The sequence below is a fragment of the Pseudomonas sp. EL_65y_Pfl1_R83 genome, from assembly GCF_963970695.1.
In the GTDB taxonomy this organism is placed as follows: Bacteria; Pseudomonadota; Gammaproteobacteria; order Pseudomonadales; family Pseudomonadaceae; genus Aquipseudomonas; species Aquipseudomonas tritici.
Map to the genome: position 1 here is coordinate 70,575 of NZ_CAXAQI010000013.1, position 13,869 is coordinate 84,443.

Below are 13,869 nucleotides of genomic sequence, written 5' to 3' on the forward strand. Positions count from 1 at the left end.
GGCTTAAACGAGAATGATTGTTATTTTTGTGTTACGGCGCCGGTTGTTCCTGGAGCACCACGTCAGTCGGGCTCACCTTTTTCGGCTTGATCAGGCTGAAGTCGATCAGGGGTTTTTGTTGGCGCAGGTATGGGTTACCTATCATCTGTGGGCGCGCCGTGAAGCGGTCGCTCACCAGGCTTTTCGTACGGTCCAACTCGTTGAAACTCAAGCCGGCGAGGTCGGCCCACGTATGAATCAACTGCGAGCTGCTGTAAGGCCGTTGCAAGTCGCCGGCAAAGCTCCAGTCGTGGCTTTCACGCCATTTTGGCGAGGCGTAGGCCATGAACGGAACGGTGTACATCGGCGCCGTCGGCTTGCTTTCGTTGCGTCCCAGCGTGCTGTGGCCTGCCGAGTCGAACACGTCTTCGCCGTGGTCCGATAAGTACAGCAGGAAACCGTTTGGATCGGTATTGGCGTAGTCCTTGATCAGGCTCGACACCACGAAGTCGTTGTACAGCACGGCATTGTCGTAGCTGTTGTAAGTCGGCAATTGATCGTCACTCACGCCCGCCGGCACGCCCTGGCGGTCGGTAAATTTATCGAAGGTCTGCGGGTAGCGATACTGGTAGCTCATGTGGGTGCCCAACAGGTGCACCACGATGAACTTACGCTCGGCCGGGTCGGCCAGGGCCTTGGAAAACGGCGCCAGTACGTCGCCGTCGTATTGACGGGCGTTCTGGTTGCGGTTGTTGTTCAGGTACACCTGCTCGTCGGCCTGTTCGGAAAAGGTCGTGAGCATGGTGTTGCGCTTCGTCATGGTCTGTTGGTTGGTGATCCAGTAGGTCTTGTAGCCGGCCTGTTTCATCACGCTGACAATGGATGGCGTCTTGAGGTACAGGTCCGGGTTCTCTTCGTCAGCGAAGGTCAATACCTGTTGCAGCGCTTCGATGGTGTAGGGGCGCGGGGTGATGACGTTGTCGAACACCGCCAGTTGGTCGCGCAGTTTGTCCAGCTCCGGCGTGGTGTTACGCGGGTAGCCGTAGAGGCTCATGCGCTGACGGTTGGTGGACTCGCCGATCACCAGTACCAGGGTTGAGGGCTGGCCGGCCATGCTGTCCTTGAGGTTTGTCAGAGGCGGGATCTGGCTGGCGCTGTCGAGCATGCCTTGCATGTTGTCCAACTGCTCGGTGTAACGGCGGTAGGCGACGATCATCTGCCACGGCACCGCAGGTTCGATGCGCGATTCAAAGCGGTCGATGGCATCGTCCATCGTGTCGCTGCGGGCGATCTGCTTGACTAGCGGGTAACCAATGACGCCCACCAGGATAGCCGTCGCTGCGAGCAGCGCCTGGCCACGTGGCAGATACACCGGGCGGACGCGGGTCCATAGGAAAATGGCCACGGCGGTGTGGGCGATGAACGCCAGCACGATCCACCAGGCGAAATATTGGGTGGCGTATTCACCGGCTTCAGAGATGTTCGACTCGAACATGATGAAGATGACGCTTTGAGAAAATTCCTGCTGGTAGATGAAGAAATAGCCCAGGCTGGCCATGGAGCAGGCCCACAGGACTACGCCGATCAAGGCGGCTAACAAGCGCGTACGGCGGGGGAATATCAGCAGTGGCGCCAGCCAGATCGCACTCATGAAGAACGCTTGGCGAAAACCACTGAAACCAGAGGTGCCACTGAGCTGAATCAGCAGTTGGGTAATGCCCGAGAAGTACCAGAAAAACAGGAATAGCCAGCCAAGACCGGCCCAATCAAAGCTTTTCGCAGACTTCGTGCTGCGTTCGAACATCGCCATCCAGCGCTCCAACCCGATAATTTTTCAGTCGACGCGCAGGGCCGCGCGCAACAGAGGCCACCCTTGCATGGGGTGGCCCTTCGGGCGGGAGTATCGGGAGGGAAGTGTGAAAACTTTGTGAGATTTTTGTAGGCGTAATCTTACAAAGTGATGACGGGCTTAGCAGAGCGCTGGCTGAGCGCCGGAAGGCTGATCCAACTGGGCCTGGATGATGTGCGAACGCAGGCGTATGACTTCCTGCTGCAGTTGTTCGCGTTCGTCTTTCAACTGGCGCAGCTCGTCGCGTCGAATGGTGACGTAGAGGGTCTGTGGCGGACGGTTCATCTGTGCAGTGCTCATTGCTTACCTCGCAAATAGCCAGTGTGTCGCGGTGTGCCAGAACGCTTGAGTCGAGGTTCTCGGCAGCAGTCAGGGCGATTCTGAATTCTTTTTGCGAGCAATGGAACTTTTTTATTTTTGAAGGTCGTGTGACTTTTTGTGCAGTGATGCCGAAGTGGTGGCAAATTTTTCTCATGAAACTACAGGTATCCGCGCTGGACTAACCCTCATTAGCCTCATTGCGCTATAAACTATGTCACACATTTTTTAGTAGTTAGGAGCATCAGCACATGCAACTGGGGATTATTGGACTAGGCCGCATGGGCGGGAATATTGCACGGCGCCTGATGCTCAATGGGCATACCACCGTTGTTTACGACCGTAACGAAGCATTTGTAAAAGGCTTGAGCGAAGAGGGCGCCACTGGCGTTGCCGGCCTCAAGGCCCTGGTTGCCGGGCTGCAAAAGCCACGTACCGTGTGGGTGATGTTACCGGCAGGCGCGCCGACCGAAGACACCATCAACCAATTGAGCACACTGCTGGAAGACGGCGATGCAATCATCGACGGCGGCAACACCAACTATAAGGACGACGTTCGCCGGGCCAAGGCGCTGGCGGAAAAAGGCCTGCACTATGTCGACGTCGGTACTTCCGGCGGCGTCTGGGGCTTGGAACGTGGCTACTGCATGATGATCGGTGGGGATGCCGGGACCGTGAAGCGCCTTGATCCTATCTTCAAGAGCCTGGCCCCGGGCCAGGGCAACATTCCGCGCACCAAGGACCGTTCTGCCAGCGCTGACCCTCGCGCCGAGCAGGGCTATATCCACGCGGGCCCTGCGGGTTCCGGGCATTTCGTCAAGATGATCCACAACGGCATCGAATACGGGATGATGCAGGCGTTCGCCGAGGGTTTTGACATCCTCAAGACCAAGAATTCGGAAAACCTGCCGGAAGACCAGCGTTTCGACCTGAACGTTGCCGATATCGCCGAAGTCTGGCGCCGTGGCAGTGTGGTGTCGTCCTGGCTGCTGGACCTGACCGCCGACGCCTTGGCCACCGACCCGAAACTCGACGGTTACTCCGGTTCCGTTGCCGACAGTGGCGAAGGCCGCTGGACCATCGAAGCCGCCATGGAACAAGCCGTGCCGGTGCCCGTACTGTCCACCTCGCTGTTCGCCCGCTTCCGCTCGCGTCAGCAGAGCACGTACGGTGACAAAATGCTCTCTGCCATGCGCTTCGGCTTTGGTGGTCACGTGGAGACTTCCAAAAAATGACCGCCAACGGCAAAAAAACCAAGGCCGAACCTGCACCACCGACCACCTTGTTTCTGTTTGGCGCCCATGGCGACCTGGTCAAGCGCCTGCTCATGCCGGCGCTGTACAACCTCAGTCGTGATGGGCTGCTGGGCGATGGTTTGCGCATCGTCGGCGTTGATCACAACGCCATCAGCGACGCCGATTTCGCGAAGAAACTCGAAGACTTCATTCGCACCGAAGCGGCGAGCAAGGTCAAGGGTAATGCGGATAACGCCCTGGACCCACAATTATGGGCGCAGTTGGCCAAGGGCATCAGCTACGTCGAAGGTGATTTCCTCGACGACGGCACCTACGCCGACATTGGCAAGAAGATCGCCGACAGCGGCACTGGCAACGCGGTGTTTTACCTGGCCACCGCCCCGCGCTTTTTCAGCGACGTGGTGCAGCGCCTGGGCAGTGCTGGCCTGCTGACGGAAACCGATGACAGCTTCCGTCGCGTGGTGATCGAAAAACCTTTCGGTTCCGACCTGGCCACCGCCGAAGCGCTGAATGCCAGCCTGCTCAAGGTGATGAGCGAGAAGCAGATCTATCGCATCGACCATTACCTGGGCAAGGAGACGGTGCAGAACATCCTGATCAGCCGTTTCTCCAACGTGCTGTTCGAAGCGTTCTGGAACAACCATTACATCGACCACGTGCAAATCACCGCCGCTGAAACGGTCGGCGTTGAAACCCGTGGCAATTTCTTCGAGAAGACCGGCACCCTGCGCGACATGGTGCCCAATCACTTGTTCCAACTGCTGGCGATGGTGGCGATGGAGCCACCTGCCGCCTTTGGTGCCGACGCCGTGCGCGGTGAAAAAGCCAAGGTGATTGGCGCCGTACGCCCCTGGTCCCTGGAAGATGCGCGGACCAACTCGGTACGCGGGCAGTACACCGCCGGTGAAATCGGCGGTAAGCCACTGCCGGGTTACCGCGAAGAAGCCAACGTTGCACCTGACAGCAGCACTGAGACCTTCGTCGCCCTCAAGGTGATGATCGACAACTGGCGCTGGGTCGGCGTGCCGTTCTACCTGCGCACCGGCAAGCGCATGAGCGTGCGCGACACCGAAATCGTGATTTGCTTCAAGCCGGCACCCTATGCACAGTTTCGCGATACCGAAGTCGATGAGCTCAAGCCCACCTACCTGAAAATCCAGATCCAGCCGAATGAAGGTATGTGGTTCGACCTGCTGGCGAAAAAGCCCGGGCCGACCCTGGACATGGCCAACATCCAGCTGGGTTTTGCCTACAAGGACTTCTTCGAGATGCAGCCCTCGACCGGGTACGAAACCCTGATCTACGACTGCATGACCGGCGACCAGACTTTGTTCCAGCGTGCGGACAACATCGAAAACGGTTGGCGCGCTGTGCAGCCCTTCCTCGATGCATGGCAGGAAGATGACGGGATCCAGGCCTACAAGGCGGGTGAAGATGGTCCTGCAGCCGCCGATGCGTTGCTGGCCCGTGATGGCCGTGCATGGCACCGCCTCGGATGAGTGACGCAGCGATTCATCCCATCCGTTTTATCCTCAGTGATGTGGACGGCACGTTGTTGCATCCTGATCACAGCCTCAGCCAGCGCACTGCCGATGCCGTGCGCGCCTTGCGCGACAGTGGGGTATTTTTCAGCCTGGCCAGCGGGCGACCGCCCAAGGCCATGCTGCACCTGATCGAAACCTTCGGCATCGATGTGCCGGTGGCGGGCTTTAACGGTGGCACGCTGATCAACCCGGATGGCAGCATCCTGGTCGCCCACCATCTGCCGGCAGAGGCGGCGCTGGTGACCCTGGCGCTGTTTTCAGCGGAGCCGGAGGTGGAAGTGTGGGTGTTTGCCGATGGCGATTGGCTGCGCCGTGACCCGCCAGGGCCGATGCAGCAGCGCGAAACCGATGGCCTGGGATACGGGCCGGTAGTGGTGGAGAGTTTTGAGCCGTACCTGGACCGGATCGACAAGATCGTCGCTGCCAGCCACAACACGCAATTGCTGGTGGAGCTGGAAGCGCAGCTGCAGCCCAAGGTGCAGGGGGTGGCCCAAGTGTCACGCTCGCAACCGGTGTACCTGGACGTCACCGCGATGTTGGCCAACAAGGGCGAGGCCTTGAAAACCCTGGCGGCGCACCTTGGGGTCCCCTTGGAGCAGACGGCGGCCATCGGTGATGGTGGCAATGACCCGGCGATGTTTCATGTGGCCGGGTTATCGATTGCCATGGGGCAGGCTGAAGAAACCGTCAAGCGCCAGGCCAGTGTGGTCACTGGCAGCAATCTCGAAGACGGTGCTGCCGAAGCGATTGAGCGGTTTATTCTCGCGAAGCGATAAGCGGTTTTCGCTCTAACACTGAACGTGCGCTCATTTAAAACGATGAGCGCAAGTTACAGCGTTGGATTACTTCGGCATTGCCCAGGATTGCAACTGGTGGCCATCTTTATCGAGCTCGGCACGGGCTTGCAACAGCAAGTTTTCCAACTGCGTCGGGTCGGTATAGGCACTTGACGAGAGTTGTTTACTGCCGATGCGGGTATTGGTGCGGTCGATGACGCTCAGGCTCAGGGCGCCGTTGCCATCGTGCCAGGCCACGCACTGAAAGGGTTGGAAGGCACGGTCTGCGATCAAAAGAGCTTCGTTGATGCGGAGCGGGGCGTTCATGTGGGTTCTCTCTCATTGCCCATTCAAGTGAGTGCCGGCGGTTGGGCTGACCGTGCGGCGGGTTACTTGTACTGATGCACGATGGCCGGGTACGGGTCACACATTAGAACAACTATTTTCAACATTTAGTGATTAACGTCATGTAAGCGGCTGTTTTGAAAGCGGATTGAACGTTTCAGCGTCGCGTAACTTTTAACGACGCGAACGTGGGGAATGGCTTTTTGCCCGAACTTATAGCGAAACGGTACAAGGACTGCGTCAATATCTTGCTACGGTTGGCAACAGACGTTCCAAACTGTTGTTTCTAAATAAATTTACCAATTTTGACGCCAAGGAACAGTCATGGGTGGACCCCCCGTTCAACGTCGATTGCTCGTAGTTGATCCTTGTGATGACTGCCACGGGCTGCTGCCCGGTTTGCGCGCGGCGGGGTGGGAAGTCGACAGTTGCAGCTTGGACGCGGTGGGCGACCGATCCTGCGACGTCGGCCTGCTGCGCTTGCAGCCCGCTCACCTGGAACGACCCGAAGCCGTCAAAGAGCTGATCGGCCGCAGTGGAACCGAGTGGATCGCCGTGCTCGACCAGGATGTGCTGCGGCTGCAGAACTTCGGTGACTTCGTCTGCGAATGGTTCTTTGACTTTCATACCTTGCCTTTCGACGTCGCCCGCGTACAGGTGACCCTGGGCCGTGCTTTTGGCATGGCGCGGTTGCGGGGCAAGGGCCATACCCCGGTGGATGAGCCCGAGCACGAATTGCTCGGTGACAGCCGGCCCATTCGCGAACTGCGCAGATTATTGTCGAAACTGGCGCCCACCGAATCTCCCGTGTTGATTCGTGGCGACAGCGGCACCGGCAAAGAGCTGGTGGCCAAGACGTTGCATCGACAATCGCAGCGGCATGACAAGCCGTTTGTGGCGATCAACTGCGGTGCGATCCCTGAACACTTGATTCAATCCGAATTGTTCGGCCATGAAAAAGGTGCGTTCACCGGCGCCCATCAACGCAAGGTCGGGCGAATCGAGGCGGCCAACGGCGGCACGTTGTTCCTGGATGAAATCGGTGATCTGCCGATGGAGCTGCAAGCCAATCTCTTGCGATTTCTCCAGGAAAAGCAGATCGAGCGGGTTGGCGGCAGCCAGCCGATCCCGGTGGATGTGCGGGTATTGGCCGCCACCCACGTCGACCTGGAAGCCGCCGTTGAGAAAGGCACCTTCCGCGAAGACTTGTATTACCGCCTCAATGTCCTGCAAGTGGTGACCGCACCATTGCGCGACCGCCATGGCGACGTCGTGATGCTGGCCAACCACTTTTCACGTTTCTATAGTCAGGAAACCGGTCGTCGCCCGCGTAGTTTCAGTGATGACGCCCTCGTCGCGATGGGCGAGCACGCTTGGCCTGGAAACGTGCGCGAGTTGGCCAACCGCGTACGCCGCGGGCTGGTGCTCGCCGAAGGACGCCAGATCGAAGCCGTTGATCTGGGATTGCACGGCCAGCAGGCAATTTCGCCGCCCATGGCTACACTGGAAGACTATAAGCACCGCGCCGAACGCCAGGCGCTGTGCGACGTGCTCAATCGGCACAGCGACAACTTGAGTGTGGCGGCCCGTGTACTGGGCGTTTCCCGGCCCACGTTCTACCGGTTGCTTCACAAACACCAGATCCGCTAGGGCGGGTAAACCGAAAAGCCCCGCAACGACCCTTATCGCTGCGGGGCTTTTCCTTGTGCGCTGCGTGCGCTGTATTGACTTGGGCCGCTTGGTGTCAGAAGTAGTACGGGAATTTCAGGCTAAACGTAAAGTCTGGCGCATCGTCCGTCATCCCGATCGCCAGGTTAGGCACGATTGTCAGGTTTTGCGTCGCCGCAATCGTCATGCCCACGTTGAAGTAACCCGCGTTGGCGTCGCTGGACGTCACCGACTGCCAGTCCCCACCGTTAGGCTTGAGCTTGCTCTTGCGCTGGATCAGGTCGGACACCGAGAACGACATACTCATCTTCTCGTTCAGCGCGAAGGCCACGCCGAGGCCAAGTTGGAAGCTGTCGCCCAGGCTGACCTTGCCGCCGACCTTCTGGTTGACGTCACTGCTGATATCGTCAAACGACTCCTCGAAGTTATGGGTATAGGACAGCGAGCCAAACAGCACGGCCGGGTCGAAGGTCTTGACCAGCGAGATACCCGGCGTGATCGACCACACACCGTTACCCGTCGGCAGGTTTTCCGGCACATACAAGTTGTCGTTGGCGGTAGACCGCACCAGCTTGATGCCAAACGGTTCTTTGCCCGTAGGCGCTTTGACGCGCACCGACACTACCGCATCCGGCAGGGTCGGGGTTTCATCGAGGAACTTGTAGGCCACGCCGAAGTTGACGTCGCCGATGGTTGGGTCGCGGCTCACCGACTCTTCCGAGGTGGCGTTGGCGTTGTTGCCGGCACCGCCGGACTGGTAGGTCGACTCGCGGTACACCACCGGCACGTTCACGTCGAACTGCCAACGGTTGTCGACGTTGTAGCGGCCAGTCAGGTCCAGGGTCCAGTTATCCGACTTGATCCGGTCCAGGTTGATATTGCCCAGGAAGATCGAGTCCAGCGCCAGGAAGCCGTTGAGCGTGAGTTGGCGAGCGTCGTACCTCGCATAGGTCACACCGGTTTCAAAGCTGAACTTGCCATTGCCAAAAAAGCCGCTGGCCTCGTTGTAGAGGTTGCTCACGCTTTGCGCAGGCGCTGAATCGTCCTTGAGCGACTGACCGTAGGAACTGCCACCGCCTCCCGCACCGCCTGATGCCGCTGCCGCGCCGGTACCGGCCACCGTTGTGCCGCTGGCTTTCTGGAAGTCTGCCGGGGATTTGGCCAGGCGTTTGGGCGCCGGTGTGGCCGGTTGATCCTCGACTTGACGAACCCGCTGCTCCAACACCGCCAAGGCTTTTTGTTGTACGTCGTACCGCTGCTTGAGTTCCAGAAGTTCCTGTTTGAGGGCTTCGATATCGGCGTCTGGCGCGGCATACAACATGGATGCAGGCAAGAGCGTACTTAAACAAACCACCGCACGTAGCGATAACGATCGATGCATGAAATAAGCCGTCCTTTTCTAATGCGAAAGTGTCGAGGGTCAGCGTAGTTCAATAACCTAGCGTGCGTAGGCCTTTGAGTGGGTCCAGATTGCAGTTCAATGCCGGGTTGGTCAGGCCGTTGTTCATCACCACATTGAGCTGGGTCATGTTAGTGACGACGTTTCTATCGCCGGTTAATACCGTGCCTTGGAGCACTTGCCCGCCACCGATCTGCTGGAGGCTGTTGCCCTGGTTATGATTGCCTTGGATCGCCATCTGCAAGCCGCCATTGTTGGCCGACACGCTCACACGGCCGGCCGCGCTGTCGCCGCTGACTGTGCCACCCGCCACCAGCACATGCCCTGATTGCACGATGTTGGAGGGGGCGAAGCCATTCTCTGTGACGTTGATACCGACATTGTTGTAGGCAGTGTTGCCATCGCCGGCGGTGCGTACGCTTTGGGTCACGCCCGTGCCGGTGCCCAGGCCTGCGCCCCCGACCACGTTACCGGTACCGGTATCCTGGTGGGTGCCCGTGCCAGCCGAGCCGGTGGTCTGTACGTAAAACTGCGGGGTGATGGTGGACGAGTCGACTTGCATGCTGGCCTTGCCGGTGATGGTGTCGCCTATGGCATTGGTCCAGGTGCTGCTCATGACAATACCGAAACTGATAATCCGCCCCGGCATCACATACCGGCCGCGCAGTTCGGCCATTTCCGAATCCTTGAGCTCAATCGGCTTGAACCCCGATGAAGCATAAGCGGGCATTGAGGCTGCCAGGCACAAGACCGTCAGCCAACGGGAAGTGTTCATCTCTTGCTCCTGGAGCGTCCTGCTCCTTTTTGCGCTTCTTAGAAGAAGTCGCTCTGGATGAAACCGAAGTCCATCAACTCGGCATCGCCTACGGGCCTGAACTCATTCAACTGGTTCTTGGCGGTCAGTGGCGCGGGCGGGTCAAGCAAGGCGTTGGCCTTGTCGTAGCCTTCACCCAGCACGGCGAAGACGATGCCATTCCAGCCTTTGACGAAGTCGTCGTGTGAATAGCGCTTGTGGCCCAGCACCGGGTCACCGACATAGACCCACTCCTTGTCCGCGCGCTGCAACACCACGAAGTGCTTGTAGCCACGAATTTCCAGCAACACCACCACGGGGATCTTCACGGTCGCCAGGGTATCTGGCCCGATTTTGTAGCCCCGGGCACGCATGCCGATGCTTTCGAGGTAGCGCTTCATGTCCAGCATGGAAAAGCCCTGGGTACGTACCAGGTCCTGGTCTGCATTGAGCAGCATGCCTTTGATGACGTGGTCTTCGTCTACGTCGAGCCAGTAGCCCTGGCGCAGGATGGTGGCGAGTGCCGCAGCACCGCAGCTGAAATCGGTTTTCTGTTCCACCAGGTTGGCGAACCGGCGTTCACGGATACTCTCGACCTTCTTGTAGATGACTGCACCACCAGGCATGGCGGAGATCGCCATGGTGCCTGCCCAGGTAGGGCCGGTAAGCAGCATCAAGAGGCTGAGGGTCGCGAGGCGCATGATCGTATGACCTGCTGGGCACTGTAATAAAGAGGGCCTTGTTGCCAAGGCCCCGTTGGATCAGAAGCGCACGCCGCTGGCGCATACGCTGCAACCTTGGCTGATCGACAGGCTGCCGCTGGCTTGGTTGCCGGAGCCGGATTGCAAGTTCACAATTGTGCTGCCGCTGTTGCGGTTAACTGCGTTGTCGAGGCTGGAGTTGTTAGACACGTATTGAGGTTTGCTGTAATGGCCATTCCCGCTGGCGGCCGCGTTGAGGTAGCTGTTACCGAGCGAGTTTTGCTCGGTGTTGGCCGCCGCTGCGATATTTTTACCGTCAGCCGTGGTGATTGCCAGGTTGCCCTTGGCCTGGTTGCCTTGACCGGCTTGACCGTTATAAATCGTGCTACCGGAGTTGCCGTTAACCGCGTTATCCAGGGATGCGTTGTTTTGGGTACCTTTGTTGACATAATTGTTCAGCACGCTGTTTTGATTCACATCGACTACGGCAAACACGGTTGCAAAGTCGCCCTTGGCGCTGGAGATGGCGCCTGAACCGTCTGCCTGGTTTCCGGTGCCTGACTGATTGTTAACAATGGTGCTACCACTGTTGCCGTTTACCGAGCCATCAGCAGAGGCGTTGTTTTCGGTGTTGGTGTCGTCGAATTTGTTGCCCGCGCTGTTCTGCACATCCGTAACCACGGAGGCGACCACGCCGGTTGGTTGAGGCGCAGGGTGCCAGCCACCCCCTGCTTGAGCGGCAGCAGCCATGAGCGCGGCGAGAGCGAAAACCATTGGTTTCAGAGCCATTTGAGGTTTCATGGTGTTTCTCCTTGCTTCTAATTAGTGGGTTAAGTGTTGGTACGGTCTAACGTGTGCTACCAAGCTGTTACTTGATAGTGATGCCCAGGGTGTTAGCCACTCGGTTCCCCACCCCTGCACTCTGGTTCACCTGAATCACTCCTCGGCTGCCGGTGAAGGCCTGGTCGCTTGTCACGACCTGGCGGCTGCCAGTGGTGGGGGTGAGCCCTGAGTCGGTTGCCAGCGTCGTCGTGTTCTGTTGCAACAGGACGCTGTCGTCGATGCTTTGCGGGCCAGGGTTGATGCTGATCCGCACGGCATTGATTGATTGGTTATTGGCCCCGGCGGACTGGTTGATGCCCACCATGCCGTTGCCATTGGTAAAAGAGGCGCCTTCGATCGAGGCCTTCGCGTTGAGAGAGGGATCGACGTTGCCGTTCATGTTCTGGGTATTGCGGGTGGTGGCCTGCCCACCGAGCGTGACGGCGCGGTTATTGGCCATTTGTTGCTGGTTGCCGGCCGCCTGATTGATCATCACGTTGCCGTTGTAGTCTTTGCCGCTGTTGTTAATCACGGCGGTGTTGTCGGCCATGGCCGCCGTGCTGCTCAGCAGGGCGAGAAGCAGCAGGGAACGTTTCATTATTTGCCCCCCATCATGCTGCCGAGGTTGTTCAGGGGGGCCATGCCACGTTGGATTGAATCGCTGATCTGCCCGCCCATGGAGGCGCCTGCACCATGGCTGACGGCTGCGCCGGAACCGAGTGTCGACACGCTGCCTTGGGTGTTAGTCAAACCAGGGATGTTGCCGTTTGGGATGATGGCGCGGGTGATGCTTGAGCCGCTGCTGATGCCACCGATGTCCATGTCACTGAGCTCGCTGGTGGACCCTAGGATCTCGCGGCTCGGATTGGCATTGGCGGTAGTGGGGTAGGGGTCTTTGCCGAATGCAGATCGACCGTACATGTGCCCCTGTACGTCTCGACCCGTCACGATAACGCCGTCACCCGCATAGCTCGGAACACTGAGGCCGACACTGAGTGCACAGCTGATCAGCAACACGTTCATCGAACCTTGAGTGAATGTATTCACGGCGGCATTCCTTATTCTTCGCGCTGACCCTAAACAGCGCTGTAAGGGATAGAGCAGAAGCCGTGCCGCTTTTTATTTGGCCTTGGTATTCAATGTGTTACGGGCATTGAAGGGCAAAGTGATGGCATCGCTGTTTCAATCCTGAAACAGCACCCTGCCCAAACCCACAGACTTAGCCACTGCGCAAACGCTTCACTGGCTGTATCAGCGCTGTAACAACACGTGTGACAAAACGGTGAATGCGCTGAGCACGGGCGATTCAAGGCAGGGGAGTGTTAAAAAAATGGACACTTGCGGCGCGACATCCCCCGTGCAAGGAGGCAGGGTGTCAGCCTTTGGGTGTTTTACGCGGAATAGAATTGAGTACGGGGTTGCCGTCCTGGTTCTGGGTCAGGTATACCGGCAAAACCTTGGGCAGGGAGGGAACGAGGTTGTTGACCTCATCGATGTTGTAGATACCACCGATGCGTATCGCTCCGGTCGTGGCGTCGGCCAGCATCACCGGCTTGCTCAGGTAGCGGTTGATCAGCGGCAACGCGTCGGCCAAAGCCAGGTTGTCAAGGACCAGCTTGCCCTGGCGCCAGGCCAGCGCGGTGTCATTCGGGTTGATCGTGCGCACGCGTGGCGTGGCATCACCCTGCTGGTAGCTGGCTTGCATGCCGGGTGTCAGGGGCACGCTACCATGGACCTGATCGCTGGCAATCTGAACCGAGCCTTCAAGCAACATCACCCGTACCTGGTCTCCATATTTCCAGACGTTGAACTGGGTGCCCGTGACACGTACCTGACCACTGCCGGCGTGCACAATGAACGGATGGGCGCTGTCATGGCTGACCTTGAAGAACGCCTCGCCTTTTTTCAGAGTGACCCGACGCTGGTCCTTGTAGTTGCTGTAGACCAGTTCGGTGCCCAGGTTGAGTTCTACCTGGCTGCCATCGTCGAGGATGACCTGGCGCAGGCCATTAGCGGCATCAAAGCGCTCATAGGAACTGGGCAACCAACCGGCTTCCCAGCCAGTGAAGGCGGCCAGGGGCAGGGCGCCCAGGCAGATCGCCGCAGCCACCGCGTAGATGCGCGACCGGCTACGGGGCTTGAACGGCACCTCTGGCGGTGTGGTGTTTTGGCGTGGCAGATGGTCCGCAACGTCCCAGATCTCCAGCATTGCCGCATATTCGAAGGCGTGCAGCGGGTGCGAATCGTGCCATTGGGCAAAAGCCTGACGTTCACTCGCGGTGCAATCACCCGCGTGCAGGCGCATGCACCAATGCGCGGCGGCGTCGGTGATGGCGTCATATTCGGCTTCTGAAATGGACTTTTCGCTCATTAACTCATCCTGATTTCGTACATTCTAACCTCCCAGGATGGGCCGCGA

General features: G+C 58.7%; 14 protein-coding genes. 4 read left to right on the forward strand and 10 right to left on the reverse strand.

Features of this window, described 5'->3' with window-relative positions:
• Positions 1-31: 31 nt before the first annotated feature.
• Positions 32-1,789 carry a phosphoethanolamine transferase CptA gene (locus tag AACY08_RS18805; protein WP_339470828.1) on the reverse strand — a complete coding sequence of 586 codons (1,758 nt, stop codon included), beginning with the start codon at positions 1,787-1,789 and terminating at the stop codon, positions 32-34.
• A gap of 159 nt (positions 1,790-1,948) precedes the next feature.
• Positions 1,949-2,128 carry a DUF6026 family protein gene (locus AACY08_RS18810; RefSeq protein ID WP_139113268.1) on the reverse strand — a complete coding sequence of 60 codons (180 nt, stop codon included), beginning with the start codon at positions 2,126-2,128 and terminating at the stop codon, positions 1,949-1,951.
• Between the two features lie 269 nt (positions 2,129-2,397).
• Between AACY08_RS18810 and gnd the strand changes: the two genes are divergently transcribed.
• The 3 genes from gnd to AACY08_RS18825 are packed head-to-tail and all read left to right on the forward strand — an operon-like array spanning position 2,398 to position 5,722.
• The gene (gene gnd / locus AACY08_RS18815) at positions 2,398-3,381 is read left to right on the forward strand and encodes a phosphogluconate dehydrogenase (NAD(+)-dependent, decarboxylating) (RefSeq protein WP_339470829.1); all 984 of its coding nucleotides are present in this window, start codon (positions 2,398-2,400) and stop codon (positions 3,379-3,381) included.
• Complete coding sequence (gene zwf, locus AACY08_RS18820) at positions 3,378-4,901, forward strand: glucose-6-phosphate dehydrogenase (protein WP_339470830.1); 1,524 nt, start codon at positions 3,378-3,380, stop codon at positions 4,899-4,901. The genes gnd and zwf overlap by 4 nt, the downstream gene beginning before the upstream one ends.
• Positions 4,898-5,722, forward strand: a complete 825-nt coding sequence (locus tag AACY08_RS18825; protein ID WP_339470832.1) for an HAD family hydrolase — start codon at positions 4,898-4,900, stop codon at positions 5,720-5,722. Before zwf ends, AACY08_RS18825 begins: the two co-directional genes overlap by 4 nt.
• Before the next feature lie 66 nt (positions 5,723-5,788).
• Here AACY08_RS18825 and AACY08_RS18830 read toward each other — a convergent pair whose 3' ends face one another.
• Positions 5,789-6,049 (reverse strand): hypothetical protein, encoded by a 261-nt coding sequence (locus tag AACY08_RS18830; RefSeq protein ID WP_065881580.1) that lies wholly within the window; start codon positions 6,047-6,049, stop codon positions 5,789-5,791.
• A 342-nt stretch (positions 6,050-6,391) separates the two neighbouring features.
• Here AACY08_RS18830 and AACY08_RS18835 point away from each other — a divergent pair, with 342 nt between their 5' ends.
• Positions 6,392-7,717, forward strand: coding sequence for a sigma-54 dependent transcriptional regulator (locus tag AACY08_RS18835; protein ID WP_339470834.1), 1,326 nt, complete (start codon positions 6,392-6,394; stop codon positions 7,715-7,717).
• Positions 7,718-7,811: 94 nt separating this feature from the next.
• On the opposite strand, the gene AACY08_RS18840 is transcribed toward AACY08_RS18835, so the two are convergent.
• The 7 genes from AACY08_RS18840 to AACY08_RS18870 form a co-directional block, all read right to left on the reverse strand.
• The gene (locus AACY08_RS18840; protein ID WP_339470835.1) at positions 7,812-9,116 is read right to left on the reverse strand and encodes a hypothetical protein; all 1,305 of its coding nucleotides are present in this window, start codon (positions 9,114-9,116) and stop codon (positions 7,812-7,814) included.
• A 49-nt stretch (positions 9,117-9,165) separates the two neighbouring features.
• Positions 9,166-9,909: a hypothetical protein gene (locus tag AACY08_RS18845; protein WP_339470837.1), complete on the reverse strand. Its 744-nt coding sequence runs from the start codon at positions 9,907-9,909 to the stop codon at positions 9,166-9,168.
• Between the two features lie 38 nt (positions 9,910-9,947).
• A complete protein-coding gene (locus AACY08_RS18850; protein ID WP_339470839.1) occupies positions 9,948-10,628 on the reverse strand; it encodes a C39 family peptidase in 681 nt (226 codons plus the stop codon).
• A gap of 60 nt (positions 10,629-10,688) precedes the next feature.
• The gene (locus tag AACY08_RS18855) at positions 10,689-11,429 is read right to left on the reverse strand and encodes a hypothetical protein (RefSeq protein WP_339470841.1); all 741 of its coding nucleotides are present in this window, start codon (positions 11,427-11,429) and stop codon (positions 10,689-10,691) included.
• Positions 11,430-11,496: 67 nt separating this feature from the next.
• Positions 11,497-12,048, reverse strand: a complete 552-nt coding sequence (locus AACY08_RS18860; protein ID WP_339470843.1) for an adhesin — start codon at positions 12,046-12,048, stop codon at positions 11,497-11,499.
• The gene (locus AACY08_RS18865) at positions 12,048-12,497 is read right to left on the reverse strand and encodes a hypothetical protein (protein WP_339470845.1); all 450 of its coding nucleotides are present in this window, start codon (positions 12,495-12,497) and stop codon (positions 12,048-12,050) included. Before AACY08_RS18865 ends, AACY08_RS18860 begins: the two co-directional genes overlap by 1 nt.
• A 328-nt stretch (positions 12,498-12,825) precedes the next feature.
• Positions 12,826-13,821 carry a FecR family protein gene (locus tag AACY08_RS18870; RefSeq protein ID WP_339470847.1) on the reverse strand — a complete coding sequence of 332 codons (996 nt, stop codon included), beginning with the start codon at positions 13,819-13,821 and terminating at the stop codon, positions 12,826-12,828.
• Between the last annotated feature and the right edge of the window lie 48 nt (positions 13,822-13,869).

Bases quoted from the DNA above. Each gene is read 5' to 3' on its own strand.
- AACY08_RS18840 (WP_339470835.1), bottom strand. From the start codon at position 9,116: ATGCATCGATCGTTATCGCTACGTGCGGTGGTTTGTTTAAGTACGCTC.
- AACY08_RS18835 (WP_339470834.1), top strand. From the start codon at position 6,392: ATGGGTGGACCCCCCGTTCAACGTCGATTGCTCGTAGTTGATCCTTGT.
- zwf (WP_339470830.1), top strand. From the start codon at position 3,378: ATGACCGCCAACGGCAAAAAAACCAAGGCCGAACCTGCACCACCGACC.
- AACY08_RS18870 (WP_339470847.1), bottom strand. From the start codon at position 13,821: ATGAGCGAAAAGTCCATTTCAGAAGCCGAATATGACGCCATCACCGAC.
- AACY08_RS18830 (WP_065881580.1), bottom strand. From the start codon at position 6,049: ATGAACGCCCCGCTCCGCATCAACGAAGCTCTTTTGATCGCAGACCGT.
- gnd (WP_339470829.1), top strand. From the start codon at position 2,398: ATGCAACTGGGGATTATTGGACTAGGCCGCATGGGCGGGAATATTGCA.
- AACY08_RS18860 (WP_339470843.1), bottom strand. From the start codon at position 12,048: ATGAAACGTTCCCTGCTGCTTCTCGCCCTGCTGAGCAGCACGGCGGCC.
- AACY08_RS18825 (WP_339470832.1), top strand. From the start codon at position 4,898: ATGAGTGACGCAGCGATTCATCCCATCCGTTTTATCCTCAGTGATGTG.
- AACY08_RS18810 (WP_139113268.1), bottom strand. From the start codon at position 2,128: ATGAGCACTGCACAGATGAACCGTCCGCCACAGACCCTCTACGTCACC.
- AACY08_RS18805 (WP_339470828.1), bottom strand. From the start codon at position 1,789: ATGGCGATGTTCGAACGCAGCACGAAGTCTGCGAAAAGCTTTGATTGG.
- AACY08_RS18855 (WP_339470841.1), bottom strand. From the start codon at position 11,429: ATGAAACCTCAAATGGCTCTGAAACCAATGGTTTTCGCTCTCGCCGCG.
- AACY08_RS18845 (WP_339470837.1), bottom strand. From the start codon at position 9,909: ATGAACACTTCCCGTTGGCTGACGGTCTTGTGCCTGGCAGCCTCAATG.
- AACY08_RS18850 (WP_339470839.1), bottom strand. From the start codon at position 10,628: ATGCGCCTCGCGACCCTCAGCCTCTTGATGCTGCTTACCGGCCCTACC.